The organism is Mesorhizobium sp. M0910, from assembly GCF_040319465.1.
Classification (GTDB): Bacteria; Pseudomonadota; Alphaproteobacteria; order Rhizobiales; family Rhizobiaceae; genus Mesorhizobium.
Map to the genome: position 1 here is coordinate 325,465 of NZ_JAMYNZ010000008.1, position 12,167 is coordinate 337,631.

At 62.2% G+C, this 12,167-nt stretch carries 10 protein-coding genes and 1 pseudogene; 4 read left to right on the forward strand and 7 right to left on the reverse strand.

Annotated features, from left to right (window positions below):
- Positions 1–43 precede the first annotated feature (43 nt).
- Complete coding sequence (locus tag NKH78_RS22115; protein WP_352650330.1) at positions 44–451, forward strand: hypothetical protein; 408 nt, start codon at positions 44–46, stop codon at positions 449–451.
- A 141-nt stretch (positions 452–592) separates the two neighbouring features.
- On the opposite strand, the gene NKH78_RS22120 is transcribed toward NKH78_RS22115, so the two are convergent.
- The gene (locus NKH78_RS22120; RefSeq protein ID WP_352650331.1) at positions 593–2,638 is read right to left on the reverse strand and encodes an oxidoreductase; all 2,046 of its coding nucleotides are present in this window, start codon (positions 2,636–2,638) and stop codon (positions 593–595) included.
- A 114-nt stretch (positions 2,639–2,752) separates the two neighbouring features.
- Here NKH78_RS22120 and queF point away from each other — a divergent pair, with 114 nt between their 5' ends.
- The gene (gene queF, locus NKH78_RS22125; protein WP_023674394.1) at positions 2,753–3,214 is read left to right on the forward strand and encodes a preQ(1) synthase; all 462 of its coding nucleotides are present in this window, start codon (positions 2,753–2,755) and stop codon (positions 3,212–3,214) included.
- Between the two features lie 29 nt (positions 3,215–3,243).
- Here the strand turns inward: queF and NKH78_RS22130 are convergent, their stop codons facing one another.
- The 5 genes from NKH78_RS22130 to NKH78_RS22150 all read right to left on the reverse strand — a co-directional run bounded on the left by NKH78_RS22130 (position 3,244) and on the right by NKH78_RS22150 (position 8,828).
- Positions 3,244–4,428, reverse strand: a complete 1,185-nt coding sequence (locus tag NKH78_RS22130; RefSeq protein ID WP_352739203.1) for a mandelate racemase/muconate lactonizing enzyme family protein — start codon at positions 4,426–4,428, stop codon at positions 3,244–3,246.
- An 11-nt stretch (positions 4,429–4,439) separates the two neighbouring features.
- The gene (locus NKH78_RS22135; protein ID WP_352509576.1) at positions 4,440–4,997 is read right to left on the reverse strand and encodes a hypothetical protein; all 558 of its coding nucleotides are present in this window, start codon (positions 4,995–4,997) and stop codon (positions 4,440–4,442) included.
- A 4-nt stretch (positions 4,998–5,001) separates the two neighbouring features.
- Positions 5,002–5,481 (reverse strand): DUF3828 domain-containing protein, encoded by a 480-nt coding sequence (locus tag NKH78_RS22140; protein WP_352509574.1) that lies wholly within the window; start codon positions 5,479–5,481, stop codon positions 5,002–5,004.
- A 105-nt stretch (positions 5,482–5,586) separates the two neighbouring features.
- The gene (locus NKH78_RS22145) at positions 5,587–7,236 is read right to left on the reverse strand and encodes an ABC transporter substrate-binding protein (RefSeq protein WP_352739201.1); all 1,650 of its coding nucleotides are present in this window, start codon (positions 7,234–7,236) and stop codon (positions 5,587–5,589) included.
- 41 nt (positions 7,237–7,277) lie between these two features.
- A complete protein-coding gene (locus tag NKH78_RS22150; RefSeq protein ID WP_352739199.1) occupies positions 7,278–8,828 on the reverse strand; it encodes a trimethylamine methyltransferase family protein in 1,551 nt (516 codons plus the stop codon).
- A gap of 92 nt (positions 8,829–8,920) precedes the next feature.
- Between NKH78_RS22150 and NKH78_RS22155 the strand changes: the two genes are divergently transcribed.
- Positions 8,921–9,832 (forward strand): LysR substrate-binding domain-containing protein, encoded by a 912-nt coding sequence (locus NKH78_RS22155; RefSeq protein ID WP_352739198.1) that lies wholly within the window; start codon positions 8,921–8,923, stop codon positions 9,830–9,832.
- A gap of 8 nt (positions 9,833–9,840) precedes the next feature.
- On the opposite strand, the pseudogene NKH78_RS22160 reads toward NKH78_RS22155, so the two are convergent.
- Positions 9,841–10,817 (reverse strand): annotated as a pseudogene (locus NKH78_RS22160) (zinc-dependent alcohol dehydrogenase family protein).
- A gap of 103 nt (positions 10,818–10,920) precedes the next feature.
- On the opposite strand from NKH78_RS22160, the gene NKH78_RS22165 reads away from it, so the two are divergent.
- Positions 10,921–11,823 (forward strand): LysR family transcriptional regulator, encoded by a 903-nt coding sequence (locus NKH78_RS22165; RefSeq protein WP_352739197.1) that lies wholly within the window; start codon positions 10,921–10,923, stop codon positions 11,821–11,823.
- Positions 11,824–12,167 lie beyond the last annotated feature (344 nt).

Genomic DNA, 12,167 nt, shown 5'->3' on the forward strand with positions numbered 1-12,167 from the left:
TCTATCAATATGGTTAGCGGCGGGCAAGAGAGGAAATGCGGTCATGCAATATGTCTACATCATCGTCCTCGGCCTTCACGTCATGGCGGGTGTGTTCTGGGCCGGCACCACCATCGCGGTTGCCCGCGAACCGGAGATCAGGGCGGAACGTTTCTTCCGGCCGCAAATGGGCGCCGCCGGCGTGGTTTTCCTCACGGGTTTGCTGCTGTGGTATTTCTTCCACAACGGTTCTTTCGGTTCGATGGAAAAAGTCCTGGCGCTCGGCATCTTGACTGCCTTGATCGCAGCCGCGGTTCAGGGCGCATTGGTGGGTTCCGCCAGCAGGCAGCTGGCCGGCGCTGATGCGGCGAAGCAAACCCAGTTGCGCGCCAAGATGACAAAAGGCGAACGCATCGCCGGCGGCCTGCTGGTCATCACCGTATTCTGCATGGCCACCGCCAGGATGTTTTGAACGTCCTGCCGCAATCGCAAGGTCGTACGGTGCCCGGCGATGGCCGGGCGGCGTGCGCGGCGCGCAGCCCGGACCAAAGTACCGTGGTGGCTCTCCGTACGGAGGTTCGGCTGCGCGCCACCAATCAATCCAAAATATTCCTCAGATCCGCAAGCCGAACCTGATGCCGTCATAGATTGCGGCATGGATGTTACGCGAGGCAACTGCGTCGCCGATGCGGAAGAGCACGAAGCCACTTTGCGGATTGCGCACGGGGAAGATGTCGCCGCCATTGACCAGTTTTTCGTAATCGATCGCGCCGGCGTTCTTCGACAGCGGCTTCAGCGCCAGATAGAGATCGTCGAGTGGCAGCGTGCCATGCTCGACCACCACCTGGTCGACGCGCCGCTCGCCGCGCCAGCCATCGGCGAAGTCGGAGGCGAGCTCGGCGATCAGCTGGTTGCCCTCGCGCCGCACAGAACGTAGCCGTGTGTTGATGGTCACCGTGACACCCTTTTCCTGGAAGGCGCGCATGTAGGGCACATGGTTCATGCCGCCCATTTCCGGCGCGAAGAAGCGCTCCGGTGAAACCAGCTCCAGCCTGGCACCGCTATTGGCGATCAGTTCGGCGGCACCCATGCCCTGATGGCCGCCATTGTCGTCATAGAGCAGCACGTTCTCGGCCGGCTTGACGCTGCCGGCCATGATGTCCCAGCTCGAGGTGACGAGATCGTCGCCCGCTGTCAGAGGCGGGTTCTGCGGCAGGCCGCCGGTGGCGATCACCACCGCGTCCGGCGACAGCGCCAGCACGTCGTCCGTCTCCGCCCATTTATCGTAGCGGATCTCGACGCCGAGCCGGTCGAGTTCGGCCAGACGCCAGTCGATGATGCCGATCAATTCCTTGCGGCGCGGGTTCTGCGTTGCCAGCCGCACCTGGCCGCCGGCCTGGCTCGATGCTTCCAGCACCGTCACCTGGTGCCCACGTTCGGCGGCGACCCGCGCCGCCTCCAGCCCGCCGGCGCCGGCGCCGACGACGACCACCTTCCGCTTCGGTCCCTCGGTTTTCGGAATAATATGCGGTATCGACGCCTCGCGGCCCGTCGCCGCATTGTGGATGCACAGTGCCTCACCGCCCTCATAGATGCGGTCGAGGCAATAGGTGGCGCCGACGCAAGGACGGATCTCGTGCTCGCGGCCCTCCATCACTTTTTTGACGATATGCGGGTCGGCAATGTGGGCACGCGTCATGCCGACCATGTCGAGCTTGCCGGTGGCGATGGCGTGGCGCGCGGTGGCGACGTCGGAAATCCGCGCCGCATGGAAGGTCGGGAATTTCGTCGCCGCTCTCACCTCCCCTGCGAAGTCGAGATGTGGTGACGAGCGCATGCCGGTCACCGGGATGACCTTGGTCAGCGCGGCATCGGTCTCGATCGAGCCACGGATGATGTTGAGGAAATCGACCTTGCCGGATTCGGCCAGCCGCCTGGCGATTTCGACGCCCTCCTGTTTCGACAGGCCTTTCTCGAAATCCTCGTCGGCGACCATGCGGATGCCGACGACGAATTTTTGGCCGACCGCCGCCCGCACCGCGTCGAGCACCATGCCGGTGAAGCGCAAGCGGTTGTCGAGCGAGCCACCGAAATCATCGTCGCGCTGGTTGGTGGCCGGCGACCAGAAGCCGTCCATCAGGTGGCCGTAGGCCTCGAATTCGATGCCATCGAGGCCGGCAGCCTGGCAGCGCTGGGCGGCAGCGGCATAGTCGGCGACGATGCGCTCGATGTCCCAGTCCTCGATAGTCTTGGGAAAGGCGCGGTGGGCGGGTTCGCGAACCGGCGAAGCCGACAGGACTGGCAGCCAGTCGGCCTTGTTCCAACCGGTGCGGCGGCCGAGATGGGTGATCTGTATCATCACCTTGCAATCGTGCTCGTGGCAGGCATCGGTCAGCTCGGCGAGCCACGACACGATGCGGTCGTCATAGACATGCAGATTGCCAAAAGCGGCCGGGCTGTCGCGCGAGACGATCGCCGAACCGGCGGTCATGGTCAGCGCCATGCCGCCCTTGGCCTTTTCGGCATGGTAGAGCCGGTACCGCTCCTTCGGCATGCCGTCCTCTGAATAGGCCGGCTCATGGCTGGTCGACATCACCCGGTTCTTCAGCGTCAGATGCTTGAGCTGATAGGGCTGGAGGAGCGGGTCGTTGCTAGTCATCGTCTTCCTGCTGTTTCAAATTGTGCTAATGAGCGGCAAATTTTTGTTTTTACGCATGTCGCTGTCCCAAAATCGCTGCGCAGTTTTGGGCGACATGCAGCAAGGAACCTGCTCATGACCGATACGAAAAACCTCACCCAGCTCGGCACCAACGTCGAGGCGCCACAGAGCCCTGAAGCGGCCGTCCTGGAAACCGTGCCGTTTTCGCGCGGCGACGGCCCGCCGGCCATCGTTCGCTTCACCTGCCCGGAATTCACCTCGCTCTGCCCCGTCACCGGCCAGCCGGACTTCGCCCATATCGTCATCGACTACGCACCCGACGCGCTGCTGGTGGAATCGAAGTCGCTCAAGCTGTTCATGACCTCGTTTCGCAACCACGGCGCCTTCCATGAAGAATGCACCGTCATGATCGGTCGCCGTATCATCGCCGCGACCAAGCCATTGTGGTTGCGCATTGGCGGCTACTGGTATCCGCGCGGCGGCATTCCGATCGACGTGTTCTGGCAAACCGGCGCACCGCCGGAAGGTGTGTGGCTGCCCGACACCGGCGTCGCCCCCTATCGCGGGCGCGGGTGAGCCTGAGTTACTACGAAGAAAATGTTGCATCAGTTGAGCGGCAGCCGCCGGTAACGCCCGGGATTGTTCGGATCGCTGAAATGGTGCATCGGCCCATGTTCGGCGAAGTGTGCTGACCAGCGTTTCATGGCGGCAGGGTCAAGCTCGACGCCCAGCCCGTCATCCTCCGGCACACGCACCCTATTGCCGGTCTGCCGGAATGGGCCGTCCTTGATGACATCGCCGATCTGCCAGCGAAACAGCGACTGCGATGCTTCGGTGATCCACGGTGTCGCCGCCACGACGTGCAAATAAGCCGATGTCATGATGCCGAGATCGTTCGAATAGCACCAGAACCCCTTGCCCATCGCCTCACAGGCGGCGATGAATTTCAGAGTTTTCGACAATCCGCCGAGTGCTGCGAAATTGCAGACGAAGTAATCCGGCGCACCGAGCGCGACTGCCCGCCTGAGATCCGGGATGTGCGTGGAGAACGGAATGCGCGAATGCTGGCGCAGCGCCGCCATCTCCTCGAAGGTCGCGACCGGATCCTCGTAATTGCGGATGTTGAACGGCTCGATCTCGCGCAGTACCCAGCGCGCTGTGGTTAGCGACCACTGCATGTTGGAATCGAGTTTGATCTGCGCCTTGTCGCCAAGCGCCTCGCGCAGCATGCGCACTGTCCTGATCTCGAGCTCGGGATCGCCCATTATCAGCTTGCCCTCGAAGATCGTCGAGCCGTGCTGTTCTCGCATGCCGAGACAGTAGTCGACGATCGCTTCGGCGGTCATCTCGCCGCCGGCTCCGCCTTGAGCGGGGCGAAAGGCGAAATATTCCGAAAACGGAATGTCCTTGCGCACCGCGCCGCCGAGCAGCTTATAGAGCGGCATACCGAAGACCTTGCCTCTTATATCCCACAGCGCCAGTTCGACGGCGCCGAACGCCACCGTGGCTGCGTTCTCGCCGGTGTTGGCGGTGATCTGCCAGGGCGGCACACAGCGCGCCTCGCAGTCGGCGATGTCGAGCGGATCGGCGCCAATCAGCGCCGGCGCGATCTCGGCCTTGATCACCTCGCCGAAATGCCACCATGGCGCCTCGCCCAGTCCGACCACGCCTTCGTCCGTCTCGACCTCGATGATCGATTTCGAGGCGCCGCCGTAGAGACCAGCCGTCCACCAGAACGGAGCATCGAGCGGGACGTTGACGTGGGTGACGCGGATGTTGGTGATCTTCATCGGTTCCGTTCTCACTCGCACTGGTATTGGCTTAGCGCCCATTCGCCGGTCACCGAGAGAAGGTCCGATATCTTCCAGTCGCCATCGACTTTCCTGAATTTCCACTCCAGCCGGTGCGGGTTGCCGGCGACGACGAAGGCGACGACGACCTTGGCCTCGTCGCCCTTGATCGCTTCGATGGTCTTCAGGCTTTTGTCGATCTCCGCCTTGTCGTATTCGGAATTGTCGAGCGCCATGTTGGGATCGAGGCATTCGCCCTGCCCCGACTTCCGCAGCGCGTCGCTCTTGTCGAGCACCGACTTTGCCGGGTCGGTGAAATGGCCCCGCTGAGCCGGATCGACCTCGAGCCCGGCATGCTCGTAGAACGGCTTCACCACCGCGGTCGGCGAGCCCGGCTGCACGGGTGTGGCCGGCGCGTTTTCTGGCGGCGGCAACACTGCCGGCGGAGGTGCCGCACTGTCGGCCGGAGCGTTTGCGGGCGGCGCGCCGAACAGGCCCTGAGCGGCGGCGCTGCTCAATCCGGTCAGCAGGCACGCAGTCGCCAAAAGCCAGGGATGGCAGCGGAGCACGGCATCACTCCGGCGACTGCCCGGCCAGGCATTCGAGCGCGCTGAGTGTCCAACCGCTGGTCTTCGAGGTAATGTCGGCGACCTTCCACTGGCCGTCGATCTTCTTCAACGACCAGACCATTTCGCGTTTGGAATCATCCCCTTCCGGGAAAAGGTTGAAGGTCGCCGTCACCTCGGCGCTGTCGCCATCCAGCGTTTCGGCCAGCGTCAGCGTCTTGGCCACGGTCTTTTCGTCATAGTCCTGCGCATCGAGACCAGGGGCGAAGTCGATGCAGGGAACTTCATCCGGATGGTTCTTTGCCGCATTGTCGTTCAGTTCGAACAGTTTCGTCACCGGTGCGGTGAAGCGGTCGCGATATTGTGCATCGGCCTCGAATTTGACCGACGGGACATAGAAGAACTTCACGGCGTTGGCAGCGGGGCCGGCAAACGCGGCCGCCGGCAAGGCCATCGAAAGCGCGGCAACAAAAAGTGGCAGTTTCATGCGTGTCCCCGATTGTTCACTGACGGAAGCTATCAGTACCACGCATCTTGCCCGTCGGCTTTCTTGCGGTCCATGAAATCCTGCAACGCGTCCTTTGCTGGCAACTCAGGCGTTCAGCCAGACGTTCTGGAGATCCATCTCGAAGGTTTGGTGGACACCGTAGTTCTTCACCTTCTCGTTCATGTGGCTGAACAGCTTCTGCCAAAACGGCTGAATGATGACGCCCGAATCCTGCAGGATCTGCTCGATGTCCTTCATGACCTCGCGGCGCTTCTCGACGTCGATGAGCGAGAGAGCCTGCTTGAGCTTGGCGTCAAAATCAGGGTTCGAGTAGCCGGTTTCGTTCCAGGCCTCGCCGGTGCGATAGCCGAGCGCCAACACCTGGACGCCAAGCGGGCGCATGTACCAGATGGTCATGGAATAAGGATATTTCGTCCAGTCGTTCCAGAAGGTCGAACCCGGCAGCACCGTGCGTTTCACTTTGATCCCGGCATCGCGCAACTGGCCGGCAATCGCGTCGCCGGTGTTCTTTTGCCAATCGTCCTCGACGGTGATCAGTTCATGCTCGAAGTCGGCCTGCCCGGCCTCCGCCATCAGCTTCTTGGCGCCCGCGGCGTCGCGTGTCTTCTTGGGCAGCGCGTAGTATTCCGGATGAATCGGGCTGACGTGGTGATTTTCACCCACGGTGCCTCGCCCGGCATAGCCAAGTTCGAGCACCGCATTGTTGTCGACGGCCATCTGGAGGGCGTTGCGGACCCGCTTGTCATCGTAGGGTTTGTGCGTGATGTTGGTGCGGGCAACGAGCGTGGTCGCTGTCGCGACCTCCGATTTCACCAGCCCCATCTTGTCGAGGATGTCAATGAAGTCGGCAGGCGTCTCGAAGTTGAGATCGATTTCGCCGGAGTCGAATGCATTTATCGAGGCGTTGAAATCGGTTCCGTAGTCGATGAATTCGACGCCGTCGAGAAGCGCTTCACCACCCCACCATTTGCCAGTCTCACGACGTTTGACGACCGCTTTCTGGCCGACCGCATAAGACACCAGTTCGAACGGCCCGGTGCCAATCGGCTTCTCGATCGGATTGGCGCCGTCGGCGTCGAAGTTGCGATGGACCACCAGCGCCGGATAGTCGGTGAAGTTCGGGATCAGCGAGATGTCCGGTTCGTTCAGCTTCAGCTTCACCGTGTTGTCGTCGACCTTGGTGATCGCTCCTTCCCTGGCCTTGCCGGTCTTTGCATCAATCAGCGCACCAACGCGCGCGGCCATCGAATTGCCGGCGGCAGCCTTCTCGCACCAGCGCGTCAGATTGTAGACCACATCTTCGGCGCTAAAAGCATCGCCGTTGTTCCAGGCGATGCCCTTGCGAACATGCAGCACGTATTCGGTGGCGTCGTCGTTGACCTCCCAGCTTTCGAGCAGAACCGGCTCGAATGTAAACTGGCGGGTGTAGCGGACAAGCGGCTCCAGCCAGCAGCGTGAAATATTCGCGAGTTCCACCCAGTCGTAGGTGCGCGGATCCTTCTGTGCCTTCACCGACATCGAAACGTGGAGCGTGCCGCCTTTCTTCGGCTCTTCAGCCAAGGCCCGCTGCGGCACGGCAAGGCCGATCATGCCGTAGGCAAGGGCCGTCGATGCGCCGAAGGCGCTTGCCAGCGCCAGAAACTCGCGTCGGTCGACACGACCTGCACGAGCCTCGCTGGCCATCGCTTCGATGGCGCTCGGTACGCGATCGCCGTTGCTTCTGAAGAGTGTCATTTTTTCCTCCGTTATGGTTCCCATCGGGTCTTCGCCCGTTATCAACTAACGCTGTCCGGCAGTTTCTCCTCGCGCCGCGCAATCAAATCTTTGAGACCATCGGCGATGCCCTCATCGAGCTTCGGCTCCTCGTAATCGGCGAGCATGTTGCGCGCTTTCTCGCGGCCGCGGGTGTCGTGGTCCTTTGCTCCTTCCGCCTTCCACTGTTCGAACGAATTGAAGTCCATGATGCTCGGTATGAAGAAGGCGGACTCGAAATGTTCGAGCGTGTGCTGGGTGCCGAGGAAATGGCCCTGCGGTCCGACCTCGCGGATAGCCGCCATAGCCTCCTTGAAATCGTCGAATGGCAGCCCGCCAGCATATTTGTACCAGCCGACAAGCTGCTCGCAGTCGGTGGCAAATTTCGAATAGCCGCAGGTCAGGCCGGCCTCGAGCCAACCGGCGGAGTGCCAGATGTAGTTGGCGCCGGCAAGGATGGCGGCATGCATCAGCATGTTCGCCTCGTAGCCCGCCTGGGCGTCGTTCAGCTTCGAGCCGACATGGAAACCGGACGTGCGCCACGGCAGCCGATACTTCCGCGCCAGCGCGCCCATGAGATACATCATCTGGGCCGCCTCCGGCGTGCCGCCCATGGGAGCGCCGGTCTTCATGTCGACCGTCACCATGAACTGTCCGTAGATCTGCGGCGAACCCGGACGCAACAGCTGTGTGAACGCGACGCCCGCCAGCGCTTCGGCGTTGACCTGCGCGACCGCACCGACGGCAGAGGCCGAAGTCGAGGCGCCGCAAAGGGCGAAGGGCGCGAGGATCAGCGGCTGGTTGTGGCGCGCATAGACTTTCATCGCGTCCAGCATGGTGGCATCCCAGACCAGCGGCGAATTGCAATTGGTGATCGCCACCAGGACCGGGTTGTCGCGGACATAGTCCTCGCCGAACACGATGCCCGCCATCGCCATCGTGTCTTCGGCTCGATCCCTGGACGTCACGATGCCCATGAACGGCTTGTCGGAGTGCTTCAGCGCCGAATGGATGATGTGGAGGTGACGTTTCGGCACTGGAATTTCCATCGGCTCGCAGATGATGGAGCTCGACGAGTGCAGCGCCGGCGCCATGTAAGCGAGCTTGTGGAAATTGTTGAGGTCGGCGAGTGTGCCGTAGCGCCTGTTGTTGTCGAGGTCGCGCACGTAAGGCGCGCCATACATCGGCACAAAGATGGAGTTGTTGCCACCCACACGAACGGAACGCTGGGGATTCCTCGCATTGAGCGTGAACTCCGACGGGACCTTCGAGATGAGCTCCATCAGCAGGGCGCGGTCGATGCGGACCCTTGTCTCCGAGACATCGGCGCCCGCCGCCTTCCACATTGCAATCGCCTCGTCGTCGCGGAACTCGCATCCCACCTCTTCGAGGATGCTGAGCGATTCCTGGTGGATCAGCTCCACCGCCTCGTCCGGGACCATCTGATACACCGGAATCTTGCGGACCAGGGTCGGAAATGACGCAACGGGTGCGCCTCGCAGCGCCTTGCGCCCCAGGCGGCCACCTGCGCGACGATTGGTATGTTCGCTCACTTCAACGGCCGGTGCGTTCATGGAGGCTCCATCTTCCTGTTGGTGACCAATCTAGCCAGACAAAATGCAGCTGTGACGCTGGAAAATCCTGATCTCTTGTATAAGGTCAGCTTATGCGAAGCTTGCGCCATCTGCTGCCGTCGGCGGGCAGCCTGATCGTTTTCGAGGCTGCCGGGCGGCTGTCGAGCTTTACCGCCGCCGGACGGGAACTCGGCATGACGCAGGCTGCCGTGTCCTACGCGATCCGCGGGCTCGAAGAACAGCTCGGCGCCAAACTCTTCCAGCGCCGCCACCGGCAAGTCAGCCTTACCGAGGCCGGCGACCGCTTCCATGCCGACGTCTCGCTCGGCCTGTCGCACATCCGCAAGTCGGCGGAGGATCTGCGCCAGATCGCCGTCGGCGCGCATGTGACGCTCGCCGCCTCGACCGCCTTCGCCTCATTCTGGATGATGCCGCGCCTGCAGCAGTTTCGCGACGAATTGCCGGGCATCGACCTGCGCATCCAGACCGCCGACCGCGATCTCGACATCATCGCCGAGGACATCCCGCTCGGCGTGCGCGGCGGCGAGCCCAGGGAATGGCCGGATTATCATTCGCTGCCGTTGGCCGATGAAGTGATATTCCCCGTTGCCGGCGCGAGTTATGTGGCCCGGTTCGGGCTGCCGGAGCGTGTCGCGGACCTTCAATCGCACCGCCTCATCCATCTCGAAGAGCCGTTTCGCGAGGCCGCGAGCTGGGACGAATGGTTCGCCTCGGCCGGTGTCGACATCGCCGATGCCGGACGTGGCTTGCGCATCAACGACTATGCGCTGGTGATCCAGGCAGTCATGGAAGGGCAAGGCATCGCGCTCGGCTGGGGTCACCTCGCCGAGCGGCTGCTGGCATCAGGGCTGCTGGTGCGCGTCACCGGCCACACGATGACGACCGGCAAGGGCTTTCATGTCATCTGGTCGAGGAACCGCGAGCTCAGCGACAACGCCCGCAAGGTGCGGGACTGGCTGGCGGCGCAGGCGCGAGGCCGATAAATGCCCGGTCAAACCGTTACAACGATCTTGCCGAATTGTTCGTTCGCTTCGAGATAACGATGCGCCTCGACGATCCGGTCGAACGGAAAGGTTCTGGCGATTGCCGGCTTCAGCGAACCCGAGCTCAGTCCGTCAAGGATGAACGCCTTGGCGGCCTGCAGCCGGACCGGATCGCGCACGATCTCATGCATGAGATAACCGCGCAGCGTCAGTGTCTTCGCCAGCACTGCAGGTAGCGGAAAGGGTGTCGGGTCGAGGCTCAAGCCGCCATATTCGATGAGAATGCCACCCGGTGCCATCGCTGCCGTCAGAGGCTCGAAAATCGGACCGCCGACGGCGTCGAACACCACGCGCACGCCGTCCGGGCCGGCGATTTGCTTCAGCCTGGCTTCCAGATCCTCCTCTGCCGAAGCGATGACGTGGGCCGCGCCGAACCCAACCAAAGCCCGCTTCTTGGCGGACGTCCGTGTGACCGCGATCGGGGTCGCGCCAATCAGGTTGGCGATCTGGATCGCCGCAAGTCCGACGCTGCTCGATGCCGCGGTGATGACGACAACGTCCTCCCTGCCAAGTTTGGCAATGTCGATCAGCGCACCATAGGCCGTGAGATATTGCATCCACGCGGCGGCGGCCTCTTCCCAGCTCAGCGCCGGCGGGTGCTTGACGACGAGCTCGGCGAGGTATGTGGCAATCTCACCATAGGCAGGCCAGCGGACCATCGACAATTGACGGCATCGCCCGGCGCAAAACCGCTCACGCCTTCGCCGAGCACCTCGACGATACCCGCCGCCTCAAGCCCAAGACCCGAAGGTAAGGGCGCAGTCTGGATATATCTGCCTGAACGCAGCAGCGCCTCGGCCCGGTTCAGACCCAACGCCCTGACGCGGATCTGGACCTCGCCTCGCCCGGGCGCAGGCATGTCGACATTCTCGATGCGCAGAACCTCGGGACCACCAAGCTCATGAAAACGAACGACACGCGCCATCGGTCACAACTCCAAAATATTTGAACTGAATCGTCTATGCCAGCGGCGATCAAGCGGATAAATAGCCGCTTGAGTAGATCAGCAGAAACTGTAGGTTTTGAATATGGATCGCCTTACGAGCATGGCCGTGTTCGTTAAAGCCGTCGATCTGGGCTCATTCGCGGCCGCGGCGGCCGCGCTCGATCTGTCCGGGCCGATGGTCGGCAAGCATGTCCGGTTTCTCGAGGAGCGCCTGAGCGTGCGCCTCATCAACCGGACCACACGCCGCCAAAGCCTGACGGATTTCGGGCGCGCCTATTACGAACGCTGCTGGCTGGTGCTTGCCGAGGCGGAGGCCGCGGATGCACTCGCCGCCGACCAGCTTGCCGAACCGCGCGGAAAGCTGCGCGTGCTCATGCCGGTGCATTTCGGCCGGCGCTGCGTTGCCCCGATCCTGTTCGGGCTTGCGCAGCAATATCCGGCGCTGGAACTTGACCTGTCGTTCAGCGACACCCTCGCCGACCTCGCCGAGGACGGCTGCGATCTTGCCATTAGAACGGGCGACCTGGAGGACCAGGCCGGGGTAATGGCGCGTCGCATCGCGCGCCAGCACATGGTCGTCTGCGCGTCGCCGTCCTATCTCGACAGGCACGGCCAGCCGCAGGAGATAGATGACCTGGGCCGCCATCACGCGATCATCTACCGCCGTTCCGGGCGCGCCGTTCAGCCGTGGCTGTTTCCGCGCAACGACCAGCTCGCGATGGAGATCCGGCCCGTCAGCAGATTGCGGCTCGACGATCTCGATGCCCTCGCCGATGCCGCGGCCGCCGGCATGGGGCTCGCCTGGCTGCCGTACTGGCTGGTTCGCCAGCGCATCCAGGCGGGCGCGCTTGTCCTGCTATTGCCGGAACAGCCGAGGTTTCTCTATGACGCCCATGCGCTGTGGCTGCAGACGCCACATCTGCCGATGAAAGTCCGCCTTGCCGTCGATGCACTGGCGGCAGCACTGCCCAAGCTCATGAGTTGAAGGCACGGTCGCGGTCAGCTGCGTGGATTTCCTCGAGAACGACCCGACGATTGAACAATAATCTATATGGTAAGATTTCGAATATACAGGAGGTAAACCAGAACAACTGTTAGCGATATCGAAATAATCGTCCAAATAGTGAACCAAATTACTCTTGCAATACGACTCTTTCGACGCTGTATCCATCGAGCGAAGTTTACCATTAAGTAATCTAGGATGACGTCCAAATGTCGCCTCCAACGGCCATTCGCTTCAGATTTTGGCCTTCGCCCGACTAAATCCACTAAGTCAATTGGGGGCCAAGCCCATTCACTTCAACAATATTCCTATCTCTACATCGTGGC

What these genes read in the sequence shown, in the direction of transcription:
- queF (WP_023674394.1), top strand. Translation starts at nt 2,753, where the DNA reads ATGACCGATACGAAAAACCTCACCCAGCTCGGCACCAACGTCGAGGCG.
- NKH78_RS22155 (WP_352739198.1), top strand. Translation starts at nt 8,921, where the DNA reads ATGCGAAGCTTGCGCCATCTGCTGCCGTCGGCGGGCAGCCTGATCGTT.
- NKH78_RS22120 (WP_352650331.1), bottom strand. Translation starts at nt 2,638, where the DNA reads ATGACTAGCAACGACCCGCTCCTCCAGCCCTATCAGCTCAAGCATCTG.
- NKH78_RS22115 (WP_352650330.1), top strand. Translation starts at nt 44, where the DNA reads ATGCAATATGTCTACATCATCGTCCTCGGCCTTCACGTCATGGCGGGT.
- NKH78_RS22140 (WP_352509574.1), bottom strand. Translation starts at nt 5,481, where the DNA reads ATGAAACTGCCACTTTTTGTTGCCGCGCTTTCGATGGCCTTGCCGGCG.
- NKH78_RS22145 (WP_352739201.1), bottom strand. Translation starts at nt 7,236, where the DNA reads ATGACACTCTTCAGAAGCAACGGCGATCGCGTACCGAGCGCCATCGAA.
- NKH78_RS22165 (WP_352739197.1), top strand. Translation starts at nt 10,921, where the DNA reads ATGGATCGCCTTACGAGCATGGCCGTGTTCGTTAAAGCCGTCGATCTG.
- NKH78_RS22130 (WP_352739203.1), bottom strand. Translation starts at nt 4,428, where the DNA reads ATGAAGATCACCAACATCCGCGTCACCCACGTCAACGTCCCGCTCGAT.
- NKH78_RS22150 (WP_352739199.1), bottom strand. Translation starts at nt 8,828, where the DNA reads ATGAACGCACCGGCCGTTGAAGTGAGCGAACATACCAATCGTCGCGCA.